Origin of the sequence: Amycolatopsis sp. NBC_01307 (genome assembly GCF_035975215.1) — a bacterium.
In the GTDB taxonomy this organism is placed as follows: Bacteria; Actinomycetota; Actinomycetes; order Mycobacteriales; family Pseudonocardiaceae; genus Amycolatopsis.
The window spans coordinates 5,371,294-5,397,698 of record NZ_CP108403.1; the positions used below are offsets into that span (position 1 = coordinate 5,371,294).

At 73.3% G+C, this 26,405-nt stretch carries 29 protein-coding genes; 15 read left to right on the plus strand and 14 right to left on the minus strand.

Annotated elements, in window-relative coordinates; translation table 11 throughout:
• Positions 1–137: 137 nt before the first annotated feature.
• Complete coding sequence (locus OG439_RS22610) at positions 138–593, plus strand: hypothetical protein (protein ID WP_326951328.1); 456 nt, start codon at positions 138–140, stop codon at positions 591–593.
• Positions 594–672: 79 nt separating this feature from the next.
• On the opposite strand, the gene OG439_RS22615 is transcribed toward OG439_RS22610, so the two are convergent.
• Positions 673–945: a hypothetical protein gene (locus OG439_RS22615; RefSeq protein WP_326951329.1), complete on the minus strand. Its 273-nt coding sequence runs from the start codon at positions 943–945 to the stop codon at positions 673–675.
• A gap of 355 nt (positions 946–1,300) precedes the next feature.
• Between OG439_RS22615 and OG439_RS22620 the strand changes: the two genes are divergently transcribed.
• Entirely contained in the window at positions 1,301–1,972 is a 672-nt protein-coding gene (locus OG439_RS22620) for a fasciclin domain-containing protein (protein WP_326951330.1), read from the plus strand.
• A gap of 260 nt (positions 1,973–2,232) precedes the next feature.
• Here OG439_RS22620 and OG439_RS22625 read toward each other — a convergent pair whose 3' ends face one another.
• Positions 2,233–4,605, minus strand: coding sequence for a LuxR C-terminal-related transcriptional regulator (locus tag OG439_RS22625; RefSeq protein ID WP_326951331.1), 2,373 nt, complete (start codon positions 4,603–4,605; stop codon positions 2,233–2,235).
• A gap of 282 nt (positions 4,606–4,887) precedes the next feature.
• Here OG439_RS22625 and OG439_RS22630 point away from each other — a divergent pair, with 282 nt between their 5' ends.
• Entirely contained in the window at positions 4,888–5,766 is an 879-nt protein-coding gene (locus OG439_RS22630) for an IniB N-terminal domain-containing protein (protein ID WP_326951332.1), read from the plus strand.
• Positions 5,767–5,838: 72 nt separating this feature from the next.
• Here the strand turns inward: OG439_RS22630 and OG439_RS22635 are convergent, their stop codons facing one another.
• Positions 5,839–6,309 (minus strand): hypothetical protein, encoded by a 471-nt coding sequence (locus OG439_RS22635; RefSeq protein WP_326951333.1) that lies wholly within the window; start codon positions 6,307–6,309, stop codon positions 5,839–5,841.
• A gap of 221 nt (positions 6,310–6,530) precedes the next feature.
• On the opposite strand from OG439_RS22635, the gene OG439_RS22640 reads away from it, so the two are divergent.
• The 3 genes from OG439_RS22640 to OG439_RS22650 all read left to right on the plus strand — a co-directional run bounded on the left by OG439_RS22640 (position 6,531) and on the right by OG439_RS22650 (position 8,979).
• Positions 6,531–7,532 carry a ferritin-like domain-containing protein gene (locus OG439_RS22640; RefSeq protein WP_326951334.1) on the plus strand — a complete coding sequence of 334 codons (1,002 nt, stop codon included), beginning with the start codon at positions 6,531–6,533 and terminating at the stop codon, positions 7,530–7,532.
• Positions 7,533–7,608: 76 nt separating this feature from the next.
• A complete protein-coding gene (locus OG439_RS22645) occupies positions 7,609–7,950 on the plus strand; it encodes a Sec-independent protein translocase TatB (RefSeq protein WP_326951335.1) in 342 nt (113 codons plus the stop codon).
• Positions 7,951–8,031: 81 nt separating this feature from the next.
• Positions 8,032–8,979 (plus strand): beta-ketoacyl-ACP synthase III, encoded by a 948-nt coding sequence (locus tag OG439_RS22650; protein WP_326951336.1) that lies wholly within the window; start codon positions 8,032–8,034, stop codon positions 8,977–8,979.
• A 19-nt stretch (positions 8,980–8,998) separates the two neighbouring features.
• On the opposite strand, the gene OG439_RS22655 is transcribed toward OG439_RS22650, so the two are convergent.
• The 3 genes from OG439_RS22655 to OG439_RS22665 form a co-directional block, all read right to left on the minus strand.
• Positions 8,999–9,397, minus strand: a complete 399-nt coding sequence (locus OG439_RS22655) for an ATP-binding protein (RefSeq protein WP_326951337.1) — start codon at positions 9,395–9,397, stop codon at positions 8,999–9,001.
• A gap of 89 nt (positions 9,398–9,486) precedes the next feature.
• Positions 9,487–9,630 (minus strand): hypothetical protein, encoded by a 144-nt coding sequence (locus tag OG439_RS22660; protein ID WP_326951338.1) that lies wholly within the window; start codon positions 9,628–9,630, stop codon positions 9,487–9,489.
• 90 nt (positions 9,631–9,720) lie between these two features.
• Positions 9,721–10,302, minus strand: a complete 582-nt coding sequence (locus OG439_RS22665; protein ID WP_326951339.1) for a TetR/AcrR family transcriptional regulator — start codon at positions 10,300–10,302, stop codon at positions 9,721–9,723.
• A 115-nt stretch (positions 10,303–10,417) separates the two neighbouring features.
• On the opposite strand from OG439_RS22665, the gene OG439_RS22670 reads away from it, so the two are divergent.
• Both OG439_RS22670 and OG439_RS22675 read left to right on the plus strand, forming a co-directional pair.
• Positions 10,418–11,941, plus strand: a complete 1,524-nt coding sequence (locus tag OG439_RS22670) for an MFS transporter (RefSeq protein WP_326951593.1) — start codon at positions 10,418–10,420, stop codon at positions 11,939–11,941.
• Positions 11,942–11,950: 9 nt separating this feature from the next.
• A complete protein-coding gene (locus tag OG439_RS22675; protein ID WP_326951340.1) occupies positions 11,951–12,466 on the plus strand; it encodes a universal stress protein in 516 nt (171 codons plus the stop codon).
• Between the two features lie 9 nt (positions 12,467–12,475).
• Here the strand turns inward: OG439_RS22675 and OG439_RS22680 are convergent, their stop codons facing one another.
• The 3 genes from OG439_RS22680 to OG439_RS22690 are packed head-to-tail and all read right to left on the minus strand — an operon-like array spanning position 12,476 to position 14,381.
• The gene (locus OG439_RS22680) at positions 12,476–13,360 is read right to left on the minus strand and encodes an alpha/beta hydrolase fold domain-containing protein (RefSeq protein ID WP_326951341.1); all 885 of its coding nucleotides are present in this window, start codon (positions 13,358–13,360) and stop codon (positions 12,476–12,478) included.
• Positions 13,361–13,386: 26 nt separating this feature from the next.
• Complete coding sequence (locus OG439_RS22685) at positions 13,387–13,818, minus strand: DUF3237 family protein (RefSeq protein ID WP_326951342.1); 432 nt, start codon at positions 13,816–13,818, stop codon at positions 13,387–13,389.
• Entirely contained in the window at positions 13,815–14,381 is a 567-nt protein-coding gene (locus OG439_RS22690) for a TetR/AcrR family transcriptional regulator (RefSeq protein WP_326951343.1), read from the minus strand. Before OG439_RS22690 ends, OG439_RS22685 begins: the two co-directional genes overlap by 4 nt.
• An 82-nt stretch (positions 14,382–14,463) precedes the next feature.
• Between OG439_RS22690 and OG439_RS22695 the strand changes: the two genes are divergently transcribed.
• Both OG439_RS22695 and OG439_RS22700 read left to right on the plus strand, forming a co-directional pair.
• The gene (locus tag OG439_RS22695; RefSeq protein ID WP_326951344.1) at positions 14,464–15,126 is read left to right on the plus strand and encodes a HEAT repeat domain-containing protein; all 663 of its coding nucleotides are present in this window, start codon (positions 14,464–14,466) and stop codon (positions 15,124–15,126) included.
• The gene (locus tag OG439_RS22700; RefSeq protein WP_326951345.1) at positions 15,120–16,139 is read left to right on the plus strand and encodes a HEAT repeat domain-containing protein; all 1,020 of its coding nucleotides are present in this window, start codon (positions 15,120–15,122) and stop codon (positions 16,137–16,139) included. Before OG439_RS22695 ends, OG439_RS22700 begins: the two co-directional genes overlap by 7 nt.
• Here the strand turns inward: OG439_RS22700 and OG439_RS22705 are convergent.
• Genes OG439_RS22705 through OG439_RS22715 form a run of 3 tightly spaced genes read right to left on the minus strand, consistent with a single transcriptional unit; the run spans position 16,123 to position 19,306 of the window.
• A complete protein-coding gene (locus OG439_RS22705) occupies positions 16,123–16,560 on the minus strand; it encodes a response regulator (protein WP_326951346.1) in 438 nt (145 codons plus the stop codon). The two genes, OG439_RS22700 and OG439_RS22705, sit on opposite strands and share 17 nt — an antisense overlap.
• Positions 16,557–18,113 carry a sensor histidine kinase gene (locus tag OG439_RS22710; protein WP_326951347.1) on the minus strand — a complete coding sequence of 519 codons (1,557 nt, stop codon included), beginning with the start codon at positions 18,111–18,113 and terminating at the stop codon, positions 16,557–16,559. Before OG439_RS22710 ends, OG439_RS22705 begins: the two co-directional genes overlap by 4 nt.
• A complete protein-coding gene (locus OG439_RS22715; RefSeq protein ID WP_326951594.1) occupies positions 18,110–19,306 on the minus strand; it encodes a PP2C family protein-serine/threonine phosphatase in 1,197 nt (398 codons plus the stop codon). The genes OG439_RS22710 and OG439_RS22715 overlap by 4 nt, the downstream gene beginning before the upstream one ends.
• A gap of 316 nt (positions 19,307–19,622) precedes the next feature.
• On the opposite strand from OG439_RS22715, the gene OG439_RS22720 reads away from it, so the two are divergent.
• Complete coding sequence (locus OG439_RS22720) at positions 19,623–20,030, plus strand: hypothetical protein (RefSeq protein WP_326951348.1); 408 nt, start codon at positions 19,623–19,625, stop codon at positions 20,028–20,030.
• A gap of 25 nt (positions 20,031–20,055) precedes the next feature.
• On the opposite strand, the gene OG439_RS22725 is transcribed toward OG439_RS22720, so the two are convergent.
• Positions 20,056–20,781 (minus strand): SDR family oxidoreductase, encoded by a 726-nt coding sequence (locus tag OG439_RS22725; RefSeq protein WP_326951349.1) that lies wholly within the window; start codon positions 20,779–20,781, stop codon positions 20,056–20,058.
• Between the two features lie 89 nt (positions 20,782–20,870).
• Here OG439_RS22725 and OG439_RS22730 point away from each other — a divergent pair, with 89 nt between their 5' ends.
• The 3 genes from OG439_RS22730 to OG439_RS22740 all read left to right on the plus strand — a co-directional run bounded on the left by OG439_RS22730 (position 20,871) and on the right by OG439_RS22740 (position 24,703).
• On the plus strand, positions 20,871–21,725 hold the full coding sequence (locus OG439_RS22730; protein WP_326951350.1) for a LysR family transcriptional regulator: 855 nt from the start codon (positions 20,871–20,873) through the stop codon (positions 21,723–21,725).
• A 423-nt stretch (positions 21,726–22,148) separates the two neighbouring features.
• On the plus strand, positions 22,149–24,191 hold the full coding sequence (locus tag OG439_RS22735) for a cellulose binding domain-containing protein (protein WP_326951351.1): 2,043 nt from the start codon (positions 22,149–22,151) through the stop codon (positions 24,189–24,191).
• 134 nt (positions 24,192–24,325) lie between these two features.
• Positions 24,326–24,703, plus strand: a complete 378-nt coding sequence (locus OG439_RS22740; protein WP_326951352.1) for a hypothetical protein — start codon at positions 24,326–24,328, stop codon at positions 24,701–24,703.
• Here the strand turns inward: OG439_RS22740 and OG439_RS22745 are convergent.
• Positions 24,587–25,093, minus strand: a complete 507-nt coding sequence (locus tag OG439_RS22745; RefSeq protein ID WP_326951353.1) for a hypothetical protein — start codon at positions 25,091–25,093, stop codon at positions 24,587–24,589. The genes OG439_RS22740 and OG439_RS22745 overlap by 117 nt on opposite strands.
• 133 nt (positions 25,094–25,226) lie before the next feature.
• On the opposite strand from OG439_RS22745, the gene OG439_RS22750 reads away from it, so the two are divergent.
• Positions 25,227–26,405, plus strand: coding sequence for a sialidase family protein (locus OG439_RS22750; protein ID WP_326951354.1), 1,179 nt, complete (start codon positions 25,227–25,229; stop codon positions 26,403–26,405).

Consider the following 26,405-nt stretch of genomic DNA (forward strand, 5'->3'; position numbering starts at 1 on the left):
CCGTCGTCCGAGGGCCTGCGTCGGTCATTCGCGGCAGCCGCGGCTCCAGGTGGGTACTTTTTGCCGCGTTATCGGTTCGAAAGATCTCTTCGACCCGCAGATGCGGAATACTGGATCCCGGTGGGGAGGAGGCGGAGATGGAACGGACGCGGGTCGCGGTGCTGCTGGACCGCCACCAACCCGGCCGGTCGCCGCGCTCGATCGCGGCGTCGGCCGGTCTGCCCTCCCTGGGCGACTGGCTCCGGCCGGGCGAACGGCCCGCCGAGCTGATTCCGCCGGAGGCGATGATCCGGGTGGCGATGACGCTCGACCTGCCGGTGTCGATGGTCTCGCGCGCGTTCACCGGGACGTGGTACGACCTCAACGGCTGGGAGTGGAACCACTTCCACCGCGGTGACCGGGTCGTCGTGTTCAGTGCACCCGATCCCGCGACGGGCGCGCGCCGGGCCAGCCGCGGCACCGTCCGCGACGTCGACCCGCTCGACATCATCGAGGTCGAGTTCGACGACGGCACCCGCTACAGCCGGATCCCGGAGACCGAGGGCATGATCTGCCACGCGAGCGGCGGCTGCCGCTGCAGCCTTCCCCGGTAACGCGTTCCGGCCGACGACAAAACGGGCGGGGCACCGGAGGTATCCGGTGCCCCGCCCGTTCCGGGGTACGAGGAACAGCTCAGCCGAGGTCGAGCAGGCCACCGCCGCCGAGCAGGCCGTCGTCGCAGCCACCGTCGTGACCGCCGTGACCGTGGTGGCCGCCGGTGATCCGCAGGCCGAGCAGGATGCTCAGGTTCAGGCCGTGGTCGTGGTGGTGGTGATCGGCGACCGCGGCCGTCACCTGCGGAGTCGTGGTGGAGGCGGACGCCGCTCCCGGGGCGATCAGCAGGAAGCCGAGTGCCGCGGCCGGCAGTGCGGCGGTCGCCAGGACGCGACGGCGGAGTGTGCTCACGGTGGATCTCCTTCTCCTCGAACGAACAACGGATTCGATCCCGGCGGGATCACTGGTCGTTCGCCGCAGTCGCGAGTGAAAGACGGGCGCCGGAGCGTGGACCACGCCTGTGGGTGACGAGCGGAGTTTCCGGCGAGCACGGTCCACACCGGACGCCGTGGTCTCGTCGGCGGGCGTTCCGGAAGCACGTCCGTTCACCTGATCGGGTAAATCGTGCGACCGGACCCGTCCGCCGGCGCGACGGCCGCGAATCCCAGCACGACGAACCGCCGAAACGTTCCGGCGGTCGGGCCGGACCACCGGCACCAGGTAGTCCACAGTGGACTGCTTCAGCCGCTCAATAGGAGTGATCTTTGTGACCAAGCTTCGTGTCGCCGGCATCGGCATCGCCGCGGCTGCCGCCCTGGCCCTGACCGCGTGTGGCAGCAGCGACACCGCTTCCTCGGGCAGCTCCAGCGCCCCGGCCCCGTCGTCCTCGATGGCCGCCCCCACGACCAGCGCGGCCGCCGCCGCCGACGGCATGACCACCAACGCCGACGTCTTCGGTCCGGCCTGCTCCCAGCTGCCGCAGGGCTCCGCGCCGGGTTCGCTGGACTCGATGGGCCCGCAGCCGGTCGCCTCGGCCGCCTCGACGAACCCGCTGCTGACCAAGCTGGTCGCCGCGGTCAAGGCCACCAACCTCGTCGACACCCTCAACAGCGCCCCCGCCATCACGGTGTTCGCCCCGGCCGACCCGGCCTTCGCCGCGCTGGGTGACGCCAAGTTCAACGAGCTCGCCGGGAAGCCGGCCGAGCTGTCGCCGATCCTGCAGTACCACGTCGTCGGCAAGCGCTACGACGCCAAGGGCCTCGCCGCCGCCGGCACCCTCGACTCGCTCAACACCGCCGGTGGCCCGCTGAAGATCGAAGGCACCGGCGACAACATGACCGTCAACGGCGCGAAGATCCTCTGTGGCAACATCCCCACCAAGAACGCCACCGTCTTCGTCATCGACAAGGTGCTGACCCCCGGCACCAACAAGCAGTAAGCACTTCCGGGCCGCCACTACCTCCCTTGCGGGTGGCCCGGTGACGACGACCGCCGCAGCCCGGTGACGACCGGAGCTGCGGCGGTCGCGTTGTGCGCGCTGGACAAGCGCGCCCGAAAGCCTGACGGCGGATTGCACGAGTCCGCCGCCGGGGAACGCCGAAGCGGCGGCGTTCCGCCGGTCGTCGCCACCGCCGGATCACTCCAGGGCCGTGGCGGCGACCGGCCCTCCCCGACGCGATTTCCGCGCCCGGCAAGCGGTCAGACCGTCTCGCCCAGCATGCCGCGCAGCACCGTCGCGATCGTGCGCCGGCCGGTCACCCCGAGCTTGCCGCGGATGCGGGCCATGTGATGCTCGACGGTCTTGCCCGAGATGTGGAGCTGTTCCCCGATCTCGCGGTAGGTGTGGCCCTCGACGACCAGCCGGCCGATGTCGCGCTCGCGCGGGGTCAGCGTGGTCGCGGCCGCCGTGTCCGTCGTGGCCGGCGTGGCGGTGCCCCCGGCCGAGAATCTCTTGGCCGCACGCAACAACGTCACCATCGCGGTGCGGTCGGTCGCGCGGATCGCCGCCTGCCCGGCGAGCCTCGCGGCGTCCCACCGGAGCCCGGCGCGGTGCAACTGCTCCGCGGCGGCCAGCACGGCGTCGCCGTCCACGGTGCCGCCCAGCACGGCGAGCCACGTGTCACCGGCCGCGGCCAGAGCCGGCCCCAGCCGTCCGGTCGCCGAGGCGAAGGGGCGCAGGGTCTCGCGGGCGGTCTCGCGGTCCCCGGTGACGACCGCGGCGTGGAACATCGACCAGTTCAGCCACGCCGACCACAGAGCAGGCGAGCCGAGCCGCTCCAGCAGCGCGACGGCACGAGCGAGGTGGGACGCGACGCGGAAGCTCTCCTCGACCCGCGCCGCCGCGACGAGCAGCTCGCCCAGCGGCAGCAGCGTGAACAGGTCGACCGGCTGGCGCATCATCGCCTCGTAGGCCGCGGGCCAGCGCGCGCGGACCGCGTCCGGGGTGTCGCTGCGCCGCGCCAGCCCGAGTTCGAGGGCGTGAAGGAAGAGTTCGTCGCGTGGAGCCAGCGGGCCGCGCACGGCCGCGCGGTGGGTTCCGGCGGCGGCCAGGTCGCCGCGGAGCATCGCGGTCCAGCCGAGCAGGAGCGTGTGCCGGTCGCCGCCCGCGGCGCGGGTGAGGACGCCGTGGGCGAGGTCGAACTCGGCGGCGTGCACCGCCACCAGGGCGGCCAGCGCGGCCGGGGAGTCCGGCAGGAGGTGACCGGTGCCGCCGGCCGCCGCGGAGTCGGCCGCGGCCAGCAGTGTCGCCAGCGCGGCTTCGGGACGGCCGGACACCGACTCCCGGATCCCGTCCAGCAGCTGCCCGGCGACGTGCCCGTAGGCCGGGAGCGGCCCGGCGGCCTCCGGTTCGCCGGGTCTCGCCTCGCCGAGAGCGATGCCGGCCAGATCGGCCAGCCGTCTCGCGCCCGGCTCCCCCGACCAGCGCAGCAGCTCGGCGCCGCGGGCCAGGTCGCCGCGGCGGGCGATGACCGTCCCCGCGACCAGCGCACCGCGCGTCCGGTCTTCGGGCATGGCGGAGTTCAGGAGCTCGTCGCCGAGGGCCAGTGCCGTGTCGAGCCGTCCCGCGCGGACGGACGCGCCGGCCCAGCCGTGGGCCAGCCGCGTCCGTGAGCTGCCGCCGCGAGCCGCGGCGGCGTAGAGGTCGGCCGCGAGCGCCGGATCGCCGGCGAGCGCCTCGGCGGCCGCGGCCTCGAGCCCGGCCCGCACGACCTCGCCCGCGGCCCCCAGGCGCAGCAGTTCGCGGGCGACCGGCAGCACCGGCTGCCCGGCGGCCAGCAGGACGTCGAGCATCCGGACCAGCACAGTGAGCTGGCGGTCCACGCCGACGTGCTCGCGCAGGGCGCGCACGACGAGCGGGGGCACGCTGTCGCCGGCCGCCAGGAGCCCGGCGGCGCGGACCCGGGTGACGACCGCGGAGACGTCGTCGCGGTCCAGGTCCAGCGCCGCCGCGAGCAGCTCGAGGTCACGGCCGCTCCCGGCGCCGGCCACGACGAGGTAGGTCCGGCCCGGTTCGCCGAGCAGGTCCAGCTCCGAGCGCAGCTCGTCGATGAGCTCCCCCGCGCCGGACAGCCGCAGCCAGTGCGTCACCAGCCGGGGCAGTCCCGCCGTGGCCCGCTGAGCCGACGCGGCCTGATCGCGCGTGAGGGACCGGCCGAGCGTCTCCTGGGCGAACCGGGCGATGTCGTCGGCGGTCCACGCGGTGAGCCGGATGTGGCGGGTGCCGGGGAGGATCAGCTCCGCGGCGAGGGCGCCCGACGCGCCGGGCGTGTGCGTGAGCACCAGCCGGTCCGTCGCCCCGGCCAAGCCGACGAGGGTGGCGCGGGCCGCGCCGTCGAGGGTGTCGGCGTCGTCGAGCAGGATCGCCGCGCCGGGCGGAACCGGACGCTCGGCGAGCGCGTCCCGGCCGATCACCGCGACGCCGGCGTCGCGGTAGTGCCGGCCGATCGCGCTCAGCATCGTCGACTTCCCGTGGCCGGGCGGACCGGACAGGATCACCCGGACCGGGTCGGCCGGACGGGTGGCGATCCCGGTCAGCAGGTCACGCAGCTGCGTGGGCAGCAGCTCCTTCACGACGGTCGCACCTCCGAACCCGGCGACCCGTTCTGGTCACCGCAAGAGGTTCGGGCCAGCAGGGGCGCGCAGATGGGCGGTTCGACCCCGGGTTCGCGGACGAGACCCAGACCACACCGGGGCCCGATCCCCTAACGGCTGAGGCGTCCCCCTCAGGGGTGGTCAAGATCGTGACTAGGCGTCAGACCTGATGTGGCCGCCACCGGCCCGGCCTTAGCGTCGGTGCGGTCGATGATCCCCGTGATCGGCGACGTCACCTGTCCCCCACAGAGAGCCTGGTCGATGAACCCCGCGCAGTCGCTGTACGAATTCACGCTCAACCTGCTCAACGACCCGTCCGCCCGCGGCTCGTTCGGCCAGGACCCGCAGCAGACGCTGAACGACGCGGGCCTCGGCGACATCTCCGGCGCCGACCTGCACGACATCCTCCCGCTCGTGCTCGACTTCGCGCCCGTCGGCAACCTGGGTGGCGAGAACGGCCTCGACCTCGGCTCCATCACCGGCCAGGCCGGCGCGATCGAGCAGCTCAAGGCCCTCACGCAGAACCTCGCCCTCGGCGACACCACCTCCGAGAACAACGTGCTCGGCGCGGTGAGCGGGATGACCGCCCTCACCCAGAACATCACCGACCCGTTCTCCGCCGCGGGCGACCTCGCCGGCAGCATCGACCACGTCGGTGGCGGCCAGCTCGACCCGGTCACCACCGTGACCGGCGCGGTCGGCGACGTCACCGGGCACGTGGCCGGCGGCGACGTCACCGGCGCCCTCGACGGCGGCAACCTCACCTCGGGCCTGCAGAACATCTCCGGCCTCACCTCGGCCGTCGACGGCGCGCAGGGCGTCGGCTCGACGATCGGCGACCTCACCGGCTCGCTGGGCGCGAACACCGGCCTGGAGCACACCGTCGGCGACGTCGTGAACCAGGCGACCGCGCACCTGGGCGACGTCTCGCACAACGGCACCCTCGGCGACGTCACCACCCACCTGGGCGACGTCACCAGCCACGTCGGCGACATCGCCTCGCACAGCAACCTCTCCGGCGTCTCCGACGTCCACGACGTCGTCGGCAACATCGGCGACGGCGCGCTGAGCGGCTCCATCGGCGCCGACCTGAGCCACCTGTCCATCGGCTCCGGCAACGACTTCCACCTGCCCCACTGACCTTTTAGGTCACCGCACGAGGCCTTCCGGCACGCCGGAGGGCCTCGTGCCGTTGGGCAGGCACGGAGTCCGCTAGGTCGTGCTCGCCTGCCGGGGCAGGTGACCGATGTGGACACGCGTGGTGATCGACGACAGACCCGCGTTGAGCAGGCGCATCACCTGCGCCCGGGTCCAGCCGGTCGTCGCGGCGACCTCGGCCAGCGAGCGACGTTCGAGCGCCATCTCCCGGACCACGAACCGCTGACGCGGCGGCAACAACGCCACTTCGTCCAGCAGGACGGCGTCGGCGACGGCCGCCTCCAGCAGCGCCGCGTCGCACCGCGGCGCCAGCTCGGCCCGCAGCGCCCGGACCACCAGCACCCGGATCCTGCGCGCGGAAGCCACGTCCGCGGCGGGTTCGCCCGGCACCACGGGCAGCAGCCGCACGCACAGCCGGCGCGCGGCCCGGCGGGACGCACCCGTCCGGCGGGCCACCCGGTACACCAGAGCGACCGGCCGGGCGGCGTCAAGCCCGGCCGGGACAGCGAAGACTCCGGTCGTCACGTCGTTTCCTCCCGCTGTCACGGTATCGCCCGAATTGCCGGTGGTGTACCCGGTCTTCCCGATCCGACACCTCGGTGGAAGACGATCACCCGATCCGGCGATCCACACCAATCCGCGATCGGCGCGGCCCCGAAAGGGGAAGGTCCACGAAGGATCCGCCCAGCGCCGGGAATCCGACGATGGGTTACGCCCGCCCTGCGCGGGCGGGGAGGAGTTCGTCCGTGTTTGGCAAGCGTTACGCCGCTTCGATGATCAACCGGAGCGCGGAGAACGACCAGGACCGCCGCCGCTTCCTCAAGGCCGCCGGCATGACCGGCCTCGGTGTCGTCGGCGCCGGTGCGCTCGGCGGTCTCACCGCCGGGACCGCGTCCGCGGCCACCGCACGACCGGCCGCCGCCGCGGCGGCCGCGGCGAGCGGGGTGAGCGACGGGGCGGTGCTCAACTTCGCGCTCAACCTCGAGTACCTCGAAGCCGAGTTCTACCTGCACGCCGTCACCGGCAAGGGCCTCGCCGACGCGATGACCACCGGCACCGGCACCCGCGGCGGCGTCACCGGCGGCCGCGCGGTGAAGTTCAAGACCAAGGCCGCCAAGCAGTACGCGCAGGAGATCGCCGGCGACGAGAAGGCCCACGTCCAGTTCCTGCGCTCCGCCCTCGGCTCCGCCGCCGTCAGCCGGCCCGCGATCGACCTGCAGTCCAGCTTCACCGCCGCGGCCCAGGCGGCCGGTCTGGTCAAGCCCGGCCGCAGCTTCGACGCCTTCGCGTGCGAGGAGAACTTCCTGCTCGCCGCGTTCCTGTTCGAAGACGTCGGCGTCACGGCCTACAAGGGCGCCGCGCCCTTGATCACCAACAAGACCTACCTCGAAGCCGCGGCGGGGATCCTCGCCGTCGAGGCCTACCACGCGGCCAACATCCGCAGCGCCCTCTACCAGCACAGCGAAGGCATCCTCGGGCTCGGCCTGCTCGGCCGCGACCTCCGGGAAGCCAGCGTGAAGCTGTCCAACGCGCGGGACAGCCTCGACGGGCCCACCGACGACGACCAGGGCGTCATCGACAGCCACGGCAACGCCAACATCGTCCCCACCGACGCCAACGGCATCGCCTACAGCCGTTCACCCGGTCAGGTCCTCAACATCGTGTACCTGACGAACAAGGCCGCCACCTCCGGCGGATTCTTCCCCAAGGGCGTCAACGGCGAAGTGAACACCAGCGCCGCCAACTGAGCACCGGCCGCGGCGGGTGCCGGGTTCCGTCGGGGAATCCGGCACCCACCGCGTCCTGTCCGGAAAGGAGATCACGATGTTCGGACTCAGCGCCGAGCACCTGCTCGTCCTGCTCGTGGCCGCGCTGTTCATCATCGGCCCCGAACGGCTGCCCGGCGCGCTCACCACCGTCCGCAAAGCCGTGGTGAAGGGCAAGAACGCCCTCGGCGCGATGCAGCAGCAGATCACCGACGAGGTCGGGCCCGAGTTCGAGCAGCTGCGCAAACCCTTGCGGGAGCTCAATCAGCTGCGGGGCATGGATCCCCGCGCCGCGTTGACCCGGTTCGTCCTGGATCCGGCGCAGGCTCCGGCCGAGCCGGTTGTGCCGGCCGTGCCGCTTACGGCCAAAGTGTCCGGTGTGGACATGGAAGCCACCTGATTCCCGGCCGCGCAACGCAAACCGTTCCGCTCGCCGTCACGAACCACCTCGTGACCACCCCCCAACCCCGGCACCAGAGCCGTGTCCTTCGGGCACTACCAACCCGTCCGTCTTGTGACCAACGACGAGCTGAGTGCCGCCCTGGGCACCTCCGACGCCTGGATCACCGAACGCGTCGGCGTCCGCACCCGGCACCTGGCCGCCCCCGGCGAGTCGGTCGCCGACATGGCCACCGCCGCGGCGGGCGACGCGCTGCGCCGGGCCGGGCGGACCGCCTCGGACGTCGACCTGGTGATCGTCGCGACCTGCACCACCTTCGACCGGATGCCGGGCGTCGCCGCCCAGGTCGCCGAGCGGCTCGGGATCGCCGAGCCCGGCGTGTTCGACCTCAACGCCGCGTGCTCCGGATTCTCCTACGCCCTGGCCGCCGCCGACCACGCCATCCGCGCGGGAGCGAGTCAGCGCGCGATCGTGGTCGGCGTCGACAAGATGAGCGACTTCCTCGACTGGACCGACCGCTCCACCTGCGTCATCTTCGGCGACGGAGCCGGCGCCGCGCTCGTCGAAGCGGCCGACGGGATCGACAGGATCGGCGGGATCGGACCGGTCGTCTGGGGCTCGAACCCGGCCAAAGGCCAGAGCATCACCCTCGGCTCACCCGGCCCGCACAGCCTGCCGGCCACCTTCCGCCAGGAAGGCGCGGCGGTCTACCGCTGGGCGACGACCGCACTCGCGCCGATCGCCCGGAAAGCCTGTGCCCAGGCCGGGATCGATCCGGGCGACCTCGGCGGCATCGTCACCCACCAGGCCAACACGCGCATCATCGCCGCCCTCGCCCGCGACATCGGCGCCCGGGACGCGGTCGTCGCCACCGACGTCGCCGAATCCGGCAACACCTCCGCCGCCAGCATCCCCCTCGCCCTCTCGAAACTCCTCGAACGACGGGAAATCCCGGCCGGCGCACCGGTGCTGCTGTTCGGGTTCGGCGCCGGCCTGACCTACGCCGGCCAGGTCATCACCTGCCCGTGACGCCCGGAGCACGCGCGGCTCAGCCGGCGACGACGTCGGCCCACACCGTCTTGCCGGCGGTGCCGTGCGTGACGACGCCCCACCGGCGGCTGACCGCGTCGACGAGCAGGAGCCCCCGCCCCCGCGTGTCGTCCGGCGACGACCCACCGAGCCGGAGCCCGAGGTCCGGCCGCGAGTCGTCGACCTCCAGCCGGACCGGGGACCGGCGAGCCCGGTACCGGACGCGCAGGGCCTGCACGCCGTGGGCGTGATCCAGCGCGTTGGTGACCAGCTCGGTCGCCAGCAGCAGGACGTCCTGGACACCGTCGGGCGAGGCGCCGGCGAGCACGCGTCGCAACCACCCCCGCATGGCCGCCAGGTCGGGTACGGCACCGGCCTCGAAGCGGTATTCACGAGTGGAATGGTCCGGGTCGTCCATGAGGTCCTTTGCCGAGCGATGGGGAGCCGACGACTGCGTCTCCTCCCGGGGTTACCCGGACGACCGGCGATTACTCGCGAACCGGACCATCACCGTGAGGCGGCGTGCACCGTGGGCCGGTAGACCAGCTCCTGCGTGCGGCCGTTCCGCATCCTCGTGACCCACGGATCGGAGACCTCGGCGGGGCTCGCGGCCAGCATCGCCACGTGCTCCCGGAAGTACGTGGCGGTCATGGCGTTCTCCTCACGAGCGGTGTGTGGGTACCGGCCTCACCTCCACCACGAACACGTACGCCGCCATTCGACACCGCGGGCGGCCGGTGCTCAGCGCAGCTGGACGCGCCTCAGCAGGCGGTCGACGACCTCGGCCAGCGGCTGCTCGCCCGGACCTTCCAGCCACCGCACGATTCCGGTCCGCACGACCGCGAGGAACGTCGCCGTCATGAGGCGGGCCAGCTCGTCGTCGACGCCGCCGCGGCGGGCGAGCAGCACCGCCGTGAGGTCGCGTTCCAGGGCGATCTGGTCGCCGGCCTGCCGCGCCAGCAGCGACGGGTGCCGCCGGAGCAGCCGCAGCTGCGCCACCCACTGGGGGTCGGGCACGGGCCGCGCCTGGTACAGCCCGCGGCTCGCCGCCCGCAGCGCCGCCCACGGCTCCTCGCCGGCCGGCCGGCTCTCGACCAGGGCCACCAGCTCCCGGGTCCGCTCGCGGTCGGCGTGCAGGATCGCGTCTTCCTTGTTCGCGAAGTAGTTGGAGAACGTCCGCCGGGACACGCCCACCTCGTCGGCGATGTCCTCGACGGTGACGCCGTCGAGGCCGCGCTCCACCGCCAGCCGCAGCGCCGCCTCGTGCAGCGACTGCCGCGTCGCCGCCTTCTTGCGCGTGCGCAGCGTGTCGAGGGTGTCCATGCCGTCAGCTTAACGACGGGCTCGCATTGCCCATTGCGCAAGTTTGCACAGTGGGCAATAATTTACGGAGACGTGAAGGAGTCCTGTGAAAGCGGAGAGAAACGAGGCGGGCGCGATGCGGCACCGCGAGGTGCTGGAGTCGCTGTCCGGGCTGCTGCTCGCGCTGTTCGTGGCCATGATCAGCTCGACGGTCGTCTCGACCTCGCTGCCGCTGATCATCGGCTCGCTGAACGGCACCCAGACCCAGTACACGTGGGTGGTCACGGCCACGCTGCTGGCGGCCACGGCCACGACCCCGATCTGGGGCAAGCTCGCCGACCTGTTCAACAAGAAGACGCTGGTCCAGGTCGCGATCGTGATCTTCGTGGCCGGGTCGACGATCAGCGGCTTCAGCCAGGACACCGGGCAGCTGATCGCCGCCCGCGCGTTCCAGGGCATCGGCGTCGGCGGCCTGCAGGCCCTGGTCCAGGTCGTGATCGCGGCGATCATCCCGCCACGGGAACGCGGCCGGTACAACGGCTACCTCGGCGCCGTCATGGCGGTGGCCACGGTCGGCGGCCCGCTGCTGGGCGGCCTGATCGTGGACGTGCCGTGGCTCGGCTGGCGCTGGTGCTTCTTCGTCGGCGTGCCGATCGCGGCGCTCGCGTTCGTCGTCCTGCAGCGCACGCTCAAGCTGGAGACCGTGCGCCGCGACGACGTCCGGGTCGACTACCTCGGCGCCGGCCTCATCGCCGCCGGCGTGAGCGTCCTGCTGATCTGGGTTTCCTTCGTGGGCAACACGTTCGCCTGGGGCTCCTGGCAGACCGCCGTGATGGTGGCGGGCGGTCTCGTGCTCCTCGCGCTGGCCGTGCTGGTGGAGCTGAAGGTCCGCGAACCCGTGGTGCCGCTGAAGATCGTCGTCCAGCGCACCCCCGCGCTGGCGATCATCGCCAGCCTCGCGGTCGGCATGGCGATGTTCGGCGGCGCGGTGTTCCTCGGCCAGTACTTCCAGATCGGCCGCGGCTTCTCGCCCACGGAGGCCGGTCTGTTGACCATGCCGATGATGGCCGGTGTGCTGGTCTCCTCGACCGTCTCCGGCCGGTTGATCAGCCGCACCGGCAAGATCAAGCCCTACATCGTGGCCGGCAGCGTGATCCTGGTGGCCGGGTTCCTCGTGCTGGGCCTGGTCGACCACGCCACGTCACTGTGGCTGATCGGCGTCGCGATGGCCGTCGTCGGTGTCGGGGTCGGCATGACCATGCAGAACCTCGTGCTGGCCGTGCAGAACGACGTGCCCCTGCGCGACCTCGGCTCGGCGAGCGCGTCGGTCACGTTCTTCCGGTCGCTCGGCGGCACCATCGGCATTTCGGTGCTGGGCGCCGTCCTGGCGAACCGGGTGACGGCAGACCTGTCCGCGGCGCTGCACGTGCCCGCGGGCCAGGCGTCGACCGGCAGCGTCAGCGCGTTGAACCTCAAAGCCCTGCCACCGCAGGTGCAGGCGGTCGTCCACACCGTCTACGGCGACGCGACCGCGCACATCTTCCTGATCTCCGCCGCGGTCGCGGTCGTCGGCGTGATCGCGGCGCTGCTGCTCAAGCCGATCACCCTGCGCACGACGATCGACGTCGAGCAGAAGACCGAAGAGCCGGTCGCGGGGTAGGTGGCCACGATGAGCCCCGCCGAGCTCGACGCGTCCGGGTCCAGTGCCTTCGAGTCCAGTGCTTTCGAGTCCACTGTGGAGCGGTTCGGTCCGCGCCGGGGCCCGGCGGCGCGGGCCATCCTGGCCGGGGTCGACGGCTCCGACACCGCGATGCGGGCGGCGGCCTACGCTTTCGGCCTGACGCGACGCCAGGGCGGCCGGCTGATCGTCGCCTTCATCGCGCGGCACTCGGCCCTGACGACCCTCGGGCCGCCGGTCGCCGCCGCCGTCGAGCACGACACGACGTGGCAGGTCTACACCGAGCTGCGCGACCAGATCCGTTCGGGCGCCGAAGAACTCGAGGTGCCGGTGACGCTCCTCAAGATGTTCGGCGACCCGTACACGGCGTTGCGCGACACCGCCGACCGCTGCCAGGTGGACACGGTCGTCGTCGGCGCGTCGCAGAAGGCGGGTCACCGCTTCGCGGGTTCGGTGGCCACGAAGCTGATCAGGGCGGGCCACTGGCCGGTGCTGGTGGTGCCCTGAGGACACCGCTCAGGCCGTCACCGCGCGTTCGACGTGCAGGGCGAGGAACGCGTAGACCCGCCGGACCAGCTCGGGGTCGCCGGCCATGAGGTCGTACCCGTGGTCGACGCCGCGGATGTCGTAGTGCTCCACCAGTGCGCCGGCTTCCGCGAGCTTGGCCGCGTAGGCGACGGCTTCGGCGCGCAGCCGGTCGTACTCGCAGGTGATCACCAACGCGGGTGCGATGCCCACCAGGCCGTCGCCGTTGCTCCCCCACGCCGGCGACGCCAGCGGGTCGGTGCGGCGGGCGGCGTCGGGGATGTAGGCGGTGTCGAAGACCTCCCCCATCCACGGCCGGATCACCGCGCCCCGGGGCGCGGGCTTGGCCGCGGCCGGGGTGACGAGGTCCAGCGGCGGGTAGTGCAGCACCTGCAACGCGATCGCCGGACCGCCGTCGCGCAGCGCGAGCCGGGACGCCGCGGCCGCGAGCGAGCCGCCGGCGCTCTGGCCGCCGACGCACAGCCGGCCGCCGGCCCACTCGCGCTCGGGTGCGGCCGCCCACGTCAGCGCGTCGTGGACCTGTTCGCACGGCACGGGGAACCGCCGGGCCGGCGCGAGCGCGTAGTCGACGTTGACCACGAACACCCCGGCGTGCTCGGCGAGGTACCGGCACAGCGGGTCGTCGCCGATCGGGGCGCCGATCACGAACCCGCCGCCGTGGGCGTTGACGTAGACGCCGCGGGCGTCTCCCGGCGGGCGGTAGAGGGTGGCGGCCATCGGGCCGTGCCGGGTCGGGACCGTGATTTCGCCGGTGCGGCCCGGAATCTCGGGGAACAGCGGACGCGGTTTGATCGCGCGTGTGGCGGCGGCCCCCAGCAGGCGGGCCACCCCGTCTGCGACGAACGGCTTCGACAAGATCGACAGGATCGACACGGGCGACCTCACTTCACGCGGACCTGGTGGAACTGCAGCGAAACCCCGCGCGGCCGCGCGCCGTCCAGCAGCGGGACGAGCGTGCCGATGAGAACGGCGTCGTTGAGCCAGGCATACGGGCCTTCGGGCGCTTCGATGCGCGGGCTCGTGACGATCCCCGGCGCGGTGAACGCGCCGGTGTTGGTCACGGTGAGCACGACGCCATCGTCGGTGCGGATCAGGTACTTCGCCGTGACGGCGGCGACGCCGTCACCCCGCACGACGCTCCAGTCCGCGCCGATGCCGAGCACCTCGCCGGTGACGCGCGGGCCGTCGACGCGGCCGCCGGTGATCGGGATGACGCGCCGGTGCCCGGCCGGCGTCACCCCGGCGTCGATCGGCTCGGCGATCAGCACCTCCAGCCTGGCCACCAGTTCCATCGTGAGCTCGGGATGAGTCATGCGTCCTCTTCCGAAGGTCCGCCGAGGGTGTGCAGGATGCGGCCGAGGCGGTCGGCCAGGTCCTCGGGATCGAGCGTTTCCTCCGCGCCGAGCAGCCAGGCGTTGATCACCGCGCCGGCGCCCCCGGTGAGGAACACGGCGAGGTCGTCGACCGTCCCGGCCGGCACGCGGTCGCCGAAGAGCGCCCGGACGGCGTGGCGGTTGACCGGCGCGAGCAGCTCACCCAATGCGGTGGTCAGCGCGAACGCGCACGGGCCGGTGAGCAGGGCGCGGTAGAACGCGCGGTGCGCGGCGAAGTGCCGGGCCGTGGCGAGCACCGCGGCGCGCCCGGACTCCCTGGCAGGCAGCAGTTCGCGCCGCGCGAGGTCGAGCGCCGCGGCGACCAGCAGCCCGTCCCGGTCGGCGAAGTGCAGGTAGACGAGCTGACGGCTGACGCCGGCGACTTCGGCGAGGTCGGTCACCGGGACGCTCGCGCTGCCGCGGCCGGACACCAGCCGCACGGCCGCCGCGTACAACGCCGCCCGCGACCGGGCGGCCCGCGGGTCGCGGCTGTCGATGCTCACCCGCACTTTATAGACACCTGTCAAAGAACTGGCAAGCGCCTTGACCTTGACACCGTGACAAGGTCTTCACTGGGCGCAGGAGGTGATCACCGTGAACCCGACCCTGTTCGACGCGCTGGGCGCCGGGAACTCGTCGACGCGGCTGCAAGCGGCCCTGGAGGCCGGCACGCGCGCCGAGCCCGGTTTCGCCGACACGCTCGTGGCGCGGTCCGCGATCGAGCCGGACTTCTTCGTGCGCGACATGCTCACCTGGGCCCTGACCCGGCTCCCGGCGGACGTCACCGTGCCCAGGCTGCTCGGGGAGCTCCGGTCCGGGCGCGCGCAGGCCCGCAGCCAGGCGCTGCACACGCTGTCCAAGATCGGCGACCGCGCGACGTGGCCCGCGATCACGCCGGCGCTGCTGCGCGACGCCGACGACGAGGTCGCGCGCAGCGCCTGGCGCGCCGCCGTCGTCCTCGTCCCGGACGGCGAACGGGACGCGCTGGCCGCGGAGCTGGTCACGCAGCTCGGTCGCGGCGACCGGACCGTGCGGCTGAGCCTCAGCCGGGCGCTCGTCGCGCTCGGCGACGTCGTCGAGCCGGCGCTGCGGCCGGGCCTGGCCAGTGCCGACCCGGCGGTGCGGGCGCACGCCCGCGCCACGGAACGGCTGCTGCGCGACCCGGACGCCGCGTTCGACCCGGGCGTCGACGAGGCGAAGCGGATCGTCGCGCTCGGCCCGGAGCACTCGGGCGGGACGTCGTGCTGATCGGCGAGGTGGCGCGCCGCTCGGGGGTGAGCAGCCGGATGCTCCGGCACTACGACACCCTCGGGCTGGTGCGCCCGACCGGGCGCACCGTCGGCGGCTACCGCGAATACGCGGCCCGGGACATCCGCCGGATCTTCCACGTGGAAAGCCTGCGGTCACTGGGGTTGTCGCTGCGCCAGATCGGCCGGGCGCTGGAGGATCCCGCCTTCGCGCCGGCCACGCTGGTCGGCGACCTCATCCGGCGGACCGAAGACCGGCTGCGGCGGGAGCGGGAGCTGCTCGACCGCCTCCGGGCGGTCGACGCTTCGGCGCCCGAGGGCTGGCCGGACGTCCTGGGCATCATCGAGCTCCTGCGCGGGCTCGACTCGGCCAGTGCCGCGCGCCGGCAGCAGGCCGTCCTGGCCCCGGCCGACGACGTGCCGCTGCCCACCGACCTGCTGGCCGGCGCGGTCCTGGCCGAGGCCGACCCGAACGTCGCCGGCGCCCTGCGGTGGGCGCTCGCGCGGGCGGGCGGCGACGGCGTCGCGAGCCTGGCGCCCGGCATGACCTCGGCGGACGTCGACGTCCGGCGGCGCGCGGTCCGGGCGATCGCCGGGTTCGCCGGCGCCGAGGCGACCGCGTTGCTCACGGCGGCCCTCGGCGACCCGGACCCGGCCGTGCGCCGGCACGCCGCGCTGGCGTCGGCCACGCGCGGCGAGACCGCGGCCGTGCCGACGCTCGTCACGATGGTGGTCGAGGGCACGAACGACGTCGAGGCGGCCGAGCTCCTCGGAGCGCTGTCCCGGGACGCCGGCCACGCGGACCGGATCATGAGCGCGCTGACCGCCGAGCTGGCCGCGCCCACCGCGGATTCGGCGGTGCGGATCCGCCTGACCCAGGCCTTCGCCGAGATGCCGCCGGCGCTCGCGAAGGACGTCCTGCGGCGGCTGGCGGACGACGAGGACCGGGCCGTCGCGCTCATCGCCGCGGCCCTCGCGGGCGTGCTCGAAGACCGGCTCAGTGCGGAAGCTTGACCACCGTGACGAAGAAGCTGTCGATCTGGCGGACGGCCTCGACGAAGCTGTCGAAGTCGACGGGCTTGGTGACGTAGGCGTTGGCGTGCAGGTCGTAGCTGCGCGCGATGTCCTCTTCGGCCTCGGACGTCGTCAGCACGACGACCGGGATGCTCCGCAGCTCCGGGCTGGCCTTGACCTCGGCGAGCACCTCACGGCCGTCCCGCCGGGGCAGGTTGAGGTCGAGCAGGATCAGGCCGGGCCGCGGCGCGTCCTCGTAGGGCGGCTCGCGCCGGAGGAACTGCAGCGCCTGCTCGCCGTCGGAGACGACCGACAGGGTGTTGCGGATCTTGTAGTGCTCGAACGCTTCCCGCGTCATCAGGACGTCGCCGGGGTCGTCCTCCACGAGCAGGACGTCGATCGGTTCCGGGGGCTGGGTCATGCCGCGTCCTGTTCTTCGTCGACGGCACCGGCGAGTTCCGGGGCCACGGGTGCGGGGAGGGTGAAGCGGAAGCACGTGCCTTCGGTGACTTCGGTGTCCAGCCAGATGCGGCCGCCGTGGTGCTCGACGATCTTGCGGCACATCGCCAGGCCGATCCCGGTGCCCGGGTAGTCGCCGCGGCCGTGCAGCCGCTGGAAGATCACGAAGATCCGCTCGGCGTACTGCGGGTCGATCCCGATCCCGTTGTCCGTCACGGAAAACACCCAGTCGGCGCCGTCGCGCTCGGCGCCGACGGTGATCTCGGGCGGCCGTTCGCCGCGGAACTTGACGGCGTTGCCGATCAGGTTCTGGAACACCGCGGTCAGCAGCGACTGCTCACCCCGCACCGGCGGCAGGCCGTCGGCGACGCTCACCCGCGCGCCGGCGTCGGCGAGCACGCTCTCGAGGTTCGCCGTGGCCGTGGCCACCAGCGCCGCCGTCTCGACCGCCACCGGCTCGCCACCGCGGCGGCCGACGCGGGAGAACGCCAGCAGGTCGTTGATCAGCACCTGCATCCGCTTGGCGCCGTCGACGGCGAACCCGATGTACTGCTCGCCGCGCTCGTCGAGCTTGTCGTGGTAACGCTTCTCCAGCAGCTGGCAGAAGCTCGTCACCTTCCGCAGCGGCTCCTGGAGGTCGTGCGAAGCGACGTAGGCGAACTGCTCCAGGTCGGAGTTCGACCGCTCCAGGGCGTGCGTCCGGGCCTCCAGCAGCGTGTGGGCCCGCTCCAGCTCGGCCACCTCTTCGAGGATGCGCCGGCGCATGGTGTCGACGTCGGCGCCGAGCTGGCGCACCTCCCGGGGCCCGGTCGCCACCACCGGCCGGTGCAGGTCCCGCGCGGCCGTGTCGCGCACCGCGGCGGCCAGCTGCTGGATCGGCCCGACCACGGCCCGGCGCAGGCCCGCGAACAGCAGGACGAACGCCGCCGCGATCACCACGGCGATGGTGACGAGGATCCAGGTCAGCAGATTCGTCGCGGCCGCGAGGTCCGCGCGGGCGTCCATCCGGGCGGCGTCGAGGTGCGCGTCCTGCTCGGTCAGGCGGCCGCGCAGCGCGTCGAAGAGCTTCTTGTCCTGTTCGACCTGCCCCGACGTCGGCGCGGGCCCGCCCGGCGCCGCCTGGGCGAGGGCCGCACCGCGCCACGCGTCGGCGCCGGTCAGGACCGCGGCGAGGTCCCGGCCCGCGGTGGTGTCCGGGGTCGCGCCCAGCCGGCGCAGCTCCGCCACCGCCCGGTCCTGGTCGGCGAGCCCGGCCCGGTACGGCTCGAGGAACTCCTGCTGCCGGGTCAGCAGGTAACCGCGGATCCCGGTCTCCTGGTCGACCAGCGCCGTCGAGAGGGCCTTGGCCTGCAGCAGCTGCGGCCCCACCACGTCGAGCAGCCGGCTCCGGGCGTCGTCGAGGCTGGACAGCGCGATCGCGCCGCCCGCGAGGGCGCCGACGAGCAGCACGGCCTCGACGAGCGCCAGCACCCCGGCCCAGCGCCGCAGCGGCCAGGACGCGCGTTCCCGCGTCATCGGGCTCCGCCGTCGGGCCGCTGGGTGAGCAGGACCAGCGCGATGTCGTCGTCCACCGGGCCGTCGTTCAGCTGCTGGACGCGGCCGATCAGGGCGTCCAGCGCCGCACCGGCGTCACCCGGCCCGGTGAGGAGCTCACCGGCCAGCGCGGCCATCCGGGTGCGGCCGAGGCGATCGCCGCCGCCGGACCGGCCCTCGAAGATGCCGTCGGTGTAGAGCAGCAGGGACCAGCCCGGCGCCAGCGCGACCTCGGTCTGACGCCGGGGCCGCTTCAGCGGGAGGCCCAGCGGCGGGCCCAGGCCGTCGGAGGCCAGGAACTCCGCAGGCGCGGCCCCGCCCAGCAGCAACGGCGGCGGGTGCCCGGCCAGCACCATCCGCGCGGACGTCCGGTCCGGGGCCACGGTGACCATGCACGCCGTGGCGAACAGCGGCTCGATCCGCTCGTTCACCAAGACCCGGTCGACCGTGGCCAGCACCTCGGTGGCCGGCAGCCCGGCCAGCACCAGGGCCCGCCACGCGATCCGCAGCGCCACACCCAGCGCGGCTTCGTCCGGGCCGTGCCCGCAGACGTCCCCGATGATCACCTCGACGGTGCCGTCGGCGAGCTCGACCGTGTCGTAGAAGTCGCCGCCCAGCAACGCGCCGTCGCGGCCCGGGCGGTAGCGGACCGCCAGGCCGAGGCCGTCGTCGGCGAGCAGCGGGGTGGGCAGCAGGCCGCGCTCGAGCCGCGCGTTCTCCCCCGCGAGCAGCTGCTGCTCCAGGAGCCGCTGTTCGGCGCCCTCGGCTCGCCGCCGTTCCCAGGCGTAGCGCATGGCGCGCATCAGCAGCGGGCCGTCGACCTGGTCCTTGCCGAGGTAGTCCTGGGCCCCGGCGGCGACGGCGGCCACGCCGGTGGCGGTGTCGTTCTGCCCGGTCAGCACCACGATGGCGCTGCCCGGGCTGTGCCGGCGCAACGTCGTGAGGGCGGTCAGGCCGGACGCGTCGGGCAGCTGCAGGTCGAGCAGCACGCAGTCGACGCCGCCGACGTGCGGCAGCGCGGCCGCCAGCGTCGCCACCCGCAGCAGCGTGATCCGCTCGGCCTCGACCGGGACGTCGGCGAGCATCTCCTCGACCAGCAGCGCGTCGCCGTCGTCGTCCTCGACCAGCAGCACCGAGAGCCGGTTGACCGCGGGCGGCAGCGAAAGCGGTGGCACCGTGACGCGGGTGGAGCCGACCGAAGGAGCGGTCACGACATCGAGCCTCTCTCGAATGAGGCCTCACCAAGCCGCCCGCACACAGGCCACCGGATCAGGCGTAACGGCGCCCGCACAGGCAGGGCCACCGGTGGCTGCGTTCTCAACCGCGCGCACTGTATCCCGCGGTGATCCGGCGGAACCAGACCGGTGGCGCACCACGGACCCGGTCCCGGTCGCCCGCCGAGTGGTGTGCTCGCTCGATGCGGTGAACGACCCGGCCGGGGCCCGTCGCGGCGCGGTGCGCGGGTACCCCACCCGAAACGAGGAGGCGGCCATGGCCGGCAACGATCTGCTGGGGTTCCTGATCATCGGGCTGATCTTCGTGGTGGCGGACGGCCAGGTCCTCCACCGCGACGGCCGGCGCTACCTGCGCGGCCCGGACGGCGGCAGCGGCGGGCCGACGGCGTCGATGGTGGTGACGGTCTTCCACCTCGTCGCGCTGGGCCTGCTGGCCCTGCTCTCGGTGATCGGCCCCGGGTGGTCGGGCTCGGCGCCCGCGCTCGTCGGCCGGATCGGCGTGTTCCTGCTCCTGCTGGCCGTCGCGCACGCGGCGACGCTGTCGGCGCTGGTCCGCCGGCGGCAGGACGCTCGCGCGCGGACCCGTTTCCCCGGGAGCGACCCGGACGCCGCCGGCCCGCAGGTCAGCCCGGACCTCGGGAACCACGGCCCGTACCGCACCTGACCCGGCGTCGAGCTGAACCTGTTCGCTACCAGGGCACCACGCCGTCGTCGTCGAAGAAGCCGCCCGTCGGGCCGTCGGCCGGCAGGGTCGCCAGCCGGATCGCCGTGGCCGCGCCCTGTTCCGGGGTGCGTACGCCGCGGAAGCCGTTCAGGTCCGTCGCGACGTAACCCGGGCAGGCGTTGTTGATCAGGATGTTCGTGTCGCGCAGTTCCTTGGCGTACTGGACGACGACGGCGTTGAGGAACGTCTTCGACGGCATGTACGCGGCGGACAGGAACCCGAAGTCGGCGTCCGGCGCGGACTGCCGGGTCAGCGAGCCGGTTTCGCTGGACAGGTTGACGATCCGCGGCGACGCCGAGCGGCGCAGCAGCGGCAGCATCGTGTTGATCACCCGGATCACGCCGTACACGTTGGTCTCCACGGCCGCGCGCACGGTGTCGAGGCCGACTTTCGTGGGCTCCTGCGGGAAACCGCCGACGACGGCGGCGTTGTTGACCAGGACGTCGAGGCGGCCGAAGCGCTCGTCGAGCAGCGCGGCCGCGGCGGTCACGCTCGCGTCCCCGGTCACGTCGAGGGGCACGCCGAACGCGTCGGCGCCGCCCGCGCGCAGCTTCGCCACGGCGGTCTCGCGCCGCTGTTCGTCGCGGGCGCCGACGCCCACGCTCCAGCCGAGCGCACCCAGGCCGGCCGCGATCTCGTACCCGATTCCCTTGTTGGCGCCGGTGACCAGCGCGATCGTCTTTTCACTCATGGCCTCGAGCTTGGCCGCGCCGCGGCCGGGCACCAACACCATCCGCGTCGGCGATCGATACCCGGCCGGTATCGATGTAGCGTGAGGCCATGGAGACGCGCGAGCTGCAGTACTTCGTCGCCGTCGCCGAGGAACTGCACTTCGGCCGCGCGGCCGAGCGCCTGGGCATGGCCCAGCCCCCGCTGTCGCGCGCGATCGGCCTTCTCGAACGGCGGCTCGGCGTCACGCTGTTCGAGCGCACCAGCCGCTCGGTCACGCTCACCGACGCCGGATCCGTGCTGCTGGCCGAGGGCCGCGCCGTCCTCGGCGCCTTGGCCGCGGCCGAGCGGCGCACCCGGCGGGCCGCGACCGGCCGGACCGGCCTGGTCCTCGTCACCAAGGCCGGCGTTTCCGGTGACCTGCTGAAGGAACTGCTCGCCGCGTACGCCGCCGAGCCGGACGCCGCCGACGTCGACGTGCTGCTGTGCGAGGCCCGCGAGCAGGAACGGCTGTTGCGCGACGGGCAGGCCGACGTCGCGCTGATGCACTGGCCCTACGACTCGACGGCCGGGTTCGACACCGAGGAGCTGGGCACCGAGGGGCAGGTCGTGATCCTGCCGGCCGGGCACCCGCTCGCCGGCCGGTCGCACGTCCGGACCGCCGACGTCGCCGCGCTGCCCGACCTCCCGATGGCCCGCTGGCCGCGTCCCGACGGCGGCTACCCGGACGGGCCGGGGGCCGAGGTGCGGAACCTGACCCAGCTCTACCAGCTGATCGCGCTCGGCCGGACCACGGTGATCCTCGCCGAGTCGTGCCGCACCCACCTGCGCGCGGACCTCGCCGCCGTGCCGGTCGTCGACGCGCCCGCCGTGACGACGGTGATCGCGTGGCCGCCGCACAGCCGGTCGCGCGCCGTCGCCGGCCTGGTGCGCGCCGCGTCGCGCGAGCACGCCGTGACCCGCTGAACCACCCGGGTTCTCAACCCACTTGCCACACCGACCTCGCTCGCGCGACCGCCGCACGGCCGATCCGCACCGCCGCCCACCGGTCCACGCCGCGGCCGGCATCTGTTGCACCGCCGGGTCCTCGCCCCCACCAACGATCCGTGCCCCCAATCCGGCCGACCCGCACCGCCGCCGGCCCCGTTGACGCCGCGTCGCGCGGACCAGCGCCCGCTGAACCGCCCGCCACCGCCCGGTCCTCGGCCTGCACGGCCGAACCCGCACCACTGCGGGTCTGGTCCGCACCGCGTCGCGCGAGCACGCGGCGACCCGCTGAACCGGCCGTCCCGGCGTTGACTTCCGGCAGCGCCGGTGGTTCGCTCTCTGGGAGCGCTCTCAGCCATCTTGCATTCTGTTCGATCCGGACGAGTGAGGGATGGACTCTTCATGACAGCTCGACCACTTCGCCGCGCCGTCACGGCCGCGGCGGTCCTGCTCGCCGCGGGCCTGGCCGGGGCCGCCCCCGCCACCGCGGCCGAGCCGGACGTCACCGTCACGGTGAACGCGCGGGCCGGCCTGGCCACCGTGGCGGACACCGCGCTCGGGGCCAACCACGCCGTCTGGGACAGCCAGCTCGGCACCGACACCGTGGCCGGCCTGCTCGGCGACGCCGGCGTGCGCATGTTGCGCTACCCCGGCGGTTCCTACGGCGACATCTACCACTGGAAGGACAACACGGCGCCGGGCGGCTACGTCGCACCGGACACCGACTTCGACACCTTCATGGGCGGCGCGCGGCGCACCGGGGCCCAGCCGATCATCATCGCCAACTACGGCACCGGCACCCCGCAGGAAGCGGCGGACTGGGTCCGGTACGCCAACGTCACCAAGGGCTACGGCGCGCGCTACTGGGAGATCGGCAACGAGCTGTACGGCAACGGCCACTACGGCGCGAACTGGGAAGCCGACAACCACGCCGACAAGAGCCCCACGGCCTACGCCGACGGCGTCGTCGCCTACGCCGCGGCCATGAAGGCCGTCGACCCGTCGGTCAAGATCGGCGCGGTGCTGACGACCCCGGCGAACTGGCCCGACGGCATCGTCGGCGACGGCGACACCGCCGACTGGAACCAGACCGTGCTGTCGATCGCCGGTCCCCATGTCGACTTCGTCGTCCTGCACTGGTACCCGGGCGGCGCTACGGCGGCGGAAGCGCTCGCCAAGCCCGAGCAGGTGGACGACATGATGTACGTCGTCCGGCGCGAGATCGCGCAGTACGCGGGCGCGAACCCCGGGCGGATCGGCGTCGCGCTCACCGAGACCAACACCTCGGTCGGCATGGACACCCAGCCCGGCGCGCTGTTCGCCGCCGAGACGTACAGCACGATGCTGGAGAACGGCGTGTTCACCGTCGACTGGTGGGACACGCACAACGGCGCGTCCCAGGTGTCCACAGTGGAGGGTCATACCGACTACGGGGACATGGGGATGCTCTCCAGCGCGACGTGCCTGGGCGACGTCTGCGAGCCGCCGCTGAACACGCCCTTCGCGCCCTACTACGGCTTGAAGATGCTGAGCCTCTTCGCCCGCCCCGGCGACCAGCTGGTCCGCGCCGGCACGAGCGCGCCGCTGGTCACCGCGCACGCCGCCCGCCGGCCCGACGGCGACCTTTCGGTGCTGCTGGTCAACAAGGATCCCGGCACCGCCCACACGGTCGCCGTCGACTACGCCGGTTACGCCCCGGCCGCAAGCGCGTCGAAGGTGTACACCTTCACCAACGGCGCGACGTCGATCGCGGAGGGCACCGGCGGCAGCAGCACGAGCCGGACGCTGCCGCCGTACTCGCTGACCACCCTGGTGCTGCACCCGGCGGCCGCGGTCACCGGAGCACCGGCCGCACCCGGTCCGGTGGCCGCCGGCCAGGTCACCGACCGCTCGGCGACGCTCACCTGGCCCGCGGCCGCGCCGGGCGGCCACCCGGTCGCGAAGTACGAGGTCTACCGGACCCTAGGCACGACCAGCGAGGCGTGGGGCGAGACCGCGGGCACGTCGTTCACCGTCGGCAACCTCGTCCCGGGCAGCCGGTACACGGTCAACGTGCTGGCGCGGGACACGGCGGGCAACGTCTCCTGGGCGTCGCCGTCGCTGACGTTCACCACGGGGGCGCCGGCGCGGAGCACGTGCGCGGCCACGATGTCCGACGTCACCGACTGGTCGAGCGGCTTCGTCGGCGGCGTCCACCTCACCAACACGGGCACCGAACCGGCGCCGAACTGGACGTTGACCTTCACCTGGCCGACCGCGCGGCAGCACCTCACCGGCGGCTGGAACGGCACCTGGACCCAGACCGGGACCACGGTGACGGTCACGTCGGCCACGGCACTGGCCCCGGGTGCGAGCGCGGACCCGGGCTTCACGGCCGACTACGGCGGCCCGAACATCCTGCCGACGGCGTTCACCCTGAACGGCACCCTCTGCAGCGCGTCGTGACCACCGGTGCCGGGCGGTACGACCGCCCGGCACCGCGGCTACGGCGAATGCCCGATGGTCAACGGCGCCGGTTTCCGGCACGGTGGGAGGTTCCGGATCGCTGGAGCGGAAGGCTCGCCGTGCCTCGTCGTCGTGTGCCCGAACCCGCCACCGGCGGCACCGCCGGGCGGGTCTTCCTGCCGGTGATGCTGGTCCTCTTCGGGCTGGGCACGGCCGTGGTCCTGGTCCTTCAGATCGCCGTCCTGGCCGGCGAAATCGACCACGGTGCCGAGACGTCGCCGTTGCTCGTGCTGGCGTTGCTCGCCTCCGCGGTGCAGCTGGCCGGCGTGGTCGCCGTCGGCTTCCGGCGGCGCTGGGGCGCGAAGGTCTTCGCCGGGGCGGCCCTCGCCGGGGTGCTACTGGACCTCGGGCAGGTGACCGGCGCGAGCGCGCTGCTGATCATCGGGAAGATCGTCGTGGCCGGCCTGCTCGCCGCCGCGATCCTGGTCCGCTGGGACGACCTGGCCGAGTGACGCGGGGCGCGCCCACGGCTGGGCTTCGCGCCAGGCCAGGTACCCGGCGAAGATCGCGGCGGTGCCGCGCGCCCGGGATCGCGTCTCGAGGAATTCGTCCAGCAGCGTGAAGAGCAGGTCGACCGCGACCTGACGGCCGTCACCCGCCGCTTCGTCGTGCCACCCCGACGTGCGGCCGGGGAAGGCCAGGTACAGCACCAGCGACGTCCAGGTCAGGTTGTCGCCGGTGCCGACGCGGGGCACGAGCGACTCCTTGAAGCCGGTCAGCAGTCCGCCGTCGTGGCCCGCGTCCACACCGAGCAGGTACGTGCAGTAGTCGTGGTAGCTGCCGTCCAATCCGTACAGCTGGGGACGCCGGTGAATGTCGGCGAAGTGCTTCCGGTGGTCCACGGTCCTCCTCGTGCGCGCTCGGGTTCAGCGTAGTCCTTGACGAACCGCGCACCGCCTCCCTAGGTTGTCGGTCATAGGACGTCGGACATCCCATGTCCTACCACCCCATCCCCTCAGCGAGGAGGCGGAACCGGTGTCATCGAAACGCCGAGCGGGCGCGATCCTGCTGGCCGCGGCCGTGGTCTGGCTGTCTTTCACCCCAACGGCCGCGGCCGCCGACCGACGATGCGCGTCCTCGGTGCCGTTCACCTCCGGCACCGAGGGCTACGACACCTTCCGGATCCCGGCGGTGGTGCGCGCCGCGAACGGGTCGCTGGTGGCGTTCGCCGAAGGCCGGCGCGACTCGGCCGGCGACTCCGGCGCGATCCAGACCGTGTCCCGCTCGTCGCGCGACGGCGGCTGCACCTGGGGCCCGCTCTCCGTGGTGACCACCAACGGCGACGCCACCGCGGGCAACCCGACGCCGGTGCTCGCCCGCAACGACGACCTCGTCCTCCTGACCGTCCACAACGGACTCGTCTCGGAGAAGCAGATCATGACCGGCGCGGCGTCGGAGCAGGACACCCGCCGGGTGTTCGTCCAGCGCAGCGGCGACAACGGCCGCACCTGGAGCGCCGCGCGCGACATCACCGCGGACACGAAACGGCCCGGCTGGCGGTGGTACGCCACCGGTCCCGGGCACGCCACGCTGCTGCGGCACGGCCCGCACGCGGGCCGGATCGTCGTGCCCGCCAACCACTCCAGCTCGCCACCGGCCGGCTCCACCGACGTCGGCACCGAGGCGAAGTACTACGGCGGCCACGACCTCTACAGCGACGACGACGGCCGCACCTGGCACATCGGCTTCACCGACGACCGCACCGACGGCGTCGTCGCCGCGAACGAGACGTCGGCGACGGAGCTGCCCGACGGCACGCTCTACTTCTCCAGCCGCAACCAGGGTTCCGCGGCCGAGCACCGGGTCGACGGCTACAGCGTGGACGGCGGCCAGACGCTCGTGCGGCCGTACCGGGCGCAGCCGTCGCTGTCCGGGACGAAGGTCGAGGGCAGCGTGCTGCAGACGACGATCCCGTGGCTGCTGCTGTATTCCGGCCCTTCCGACCCCGCGACGCGCACGGTGATGCAGCTGCGGCTGAGCACCGACCGCGGGCGCACCTGGACCCCGGGCCGGACGCTGACCACCGGCCCCGCGGCGTACTCCGACCTCGTGCAGGCCGACCCGCTCACCGCCGGGCTGCTCTACGAGACCGGCACGGCCGGGCCCTACGAAACCATCGTGTTCCACCGCATCCCGCTCACGCGGGTGCGCTGA

Coding starts and splice junctions, on each gene's coding strand:
- OG439_RS22610 (WP_326951328.1), top strand. CDS start 138: ATGGAACGGACGCGGGTCGCGGTGCTGCTGGACCGCCACCAACCCGGC.
- OG439_RS22630 (WP_326951332.1), top strand. CDS start 4,888: ATGAACCCCGCGCAGTCGCTGTACGAATTCACGCTCAACCTGCTCAAC.
- OG439_RS22645 (WP_326951335.1), top strand. CDS start 7,609: ATGTTCGGACTCAGCGCCGAGCACCTGCTCGTCCTGCTCGTGGCCGCG.
- OG439_RS22655 (WP_326951337.1), bottom strand. CDS start 9,397: ATGGACGACCCGGACCATTCCACTCGTGAATACCGCTTCGAGGCCGGT.
- OG439_RS22660 (WP_326951338.1), bottom strand. CDS start 9,630: ATGACCGCCACGTACTTCCGGGAGCACGTGGCGATGCTGGCCGCGAGC.
- OG439_RS22665 (WP_326951339.1), bottom strand. CDS start 10,302: ATGGACACCCTCGACACGCTGCGCACGCGCAAGAAGGCGGCGACGCGG.
- OG439_RS22670 (WP_326951593.1), top strand. CDS start 10,418: ATGCGGCACCGCGAGGTGCTGGAGTCGCTGTCCGGGCTGCTGCTCGCG.
- OG439_RS22675 (WP_326951340.1), top strand. CDS start 11,951: ATGAGCCCCGCCGAGCTCGACGCGTCCGGGTCCAGTGCCTTCGAGTCC.
- OG439_RS22685 (WP_326951342.1), bottom strand. CDS start 13,818: ATGACTCATCCCGAGCTCACGATGGAACTGGTGGCCAGGCTGGAGGTG.
- OG439_RS22705 (WP_326951346.1), bottom strand. CDS start 16,560: ATGACCCAGCCCCCGGAACCGATCGACGTCCTGCTCGTGGAGGACGAC.
- OG439_RS22710 (WP_326951347.1), bottom strand. CDS start 18,113: ATGACGCGGGAACGCGCGTCCTGGCCGCTGCGGCGCTGGGCCGGGGTG.
- OG439_RS22720 (WP_326951348.1), top strand. CDS start 19,623: ATGGCCGGCAACGATCTGCTGGGGTTCCTGATCATCGGGCTGATCTTC.
- OG439_RS22725 (WP_326951349.1), bottom strand. CDS start 20,781: ATGAGTGAAAAGACGATCGCGCTGGTCACCGGCGCCAACAAGGGAATC.
- OG439_RS22730 (WP_326951350.1), top strand. CDS start 20,871: ATGGAGACGCGCGAGCTGCAGTACTTCGTCGCCGTCGCCGAGGAACTG.
- OG439_RS22735 (WP_326951351.1), top strand. CDS start 22,149: ATGACAGCTCGACCACTTCGCCGCGCCGTCACGGCCGCGGCGGTCCTG.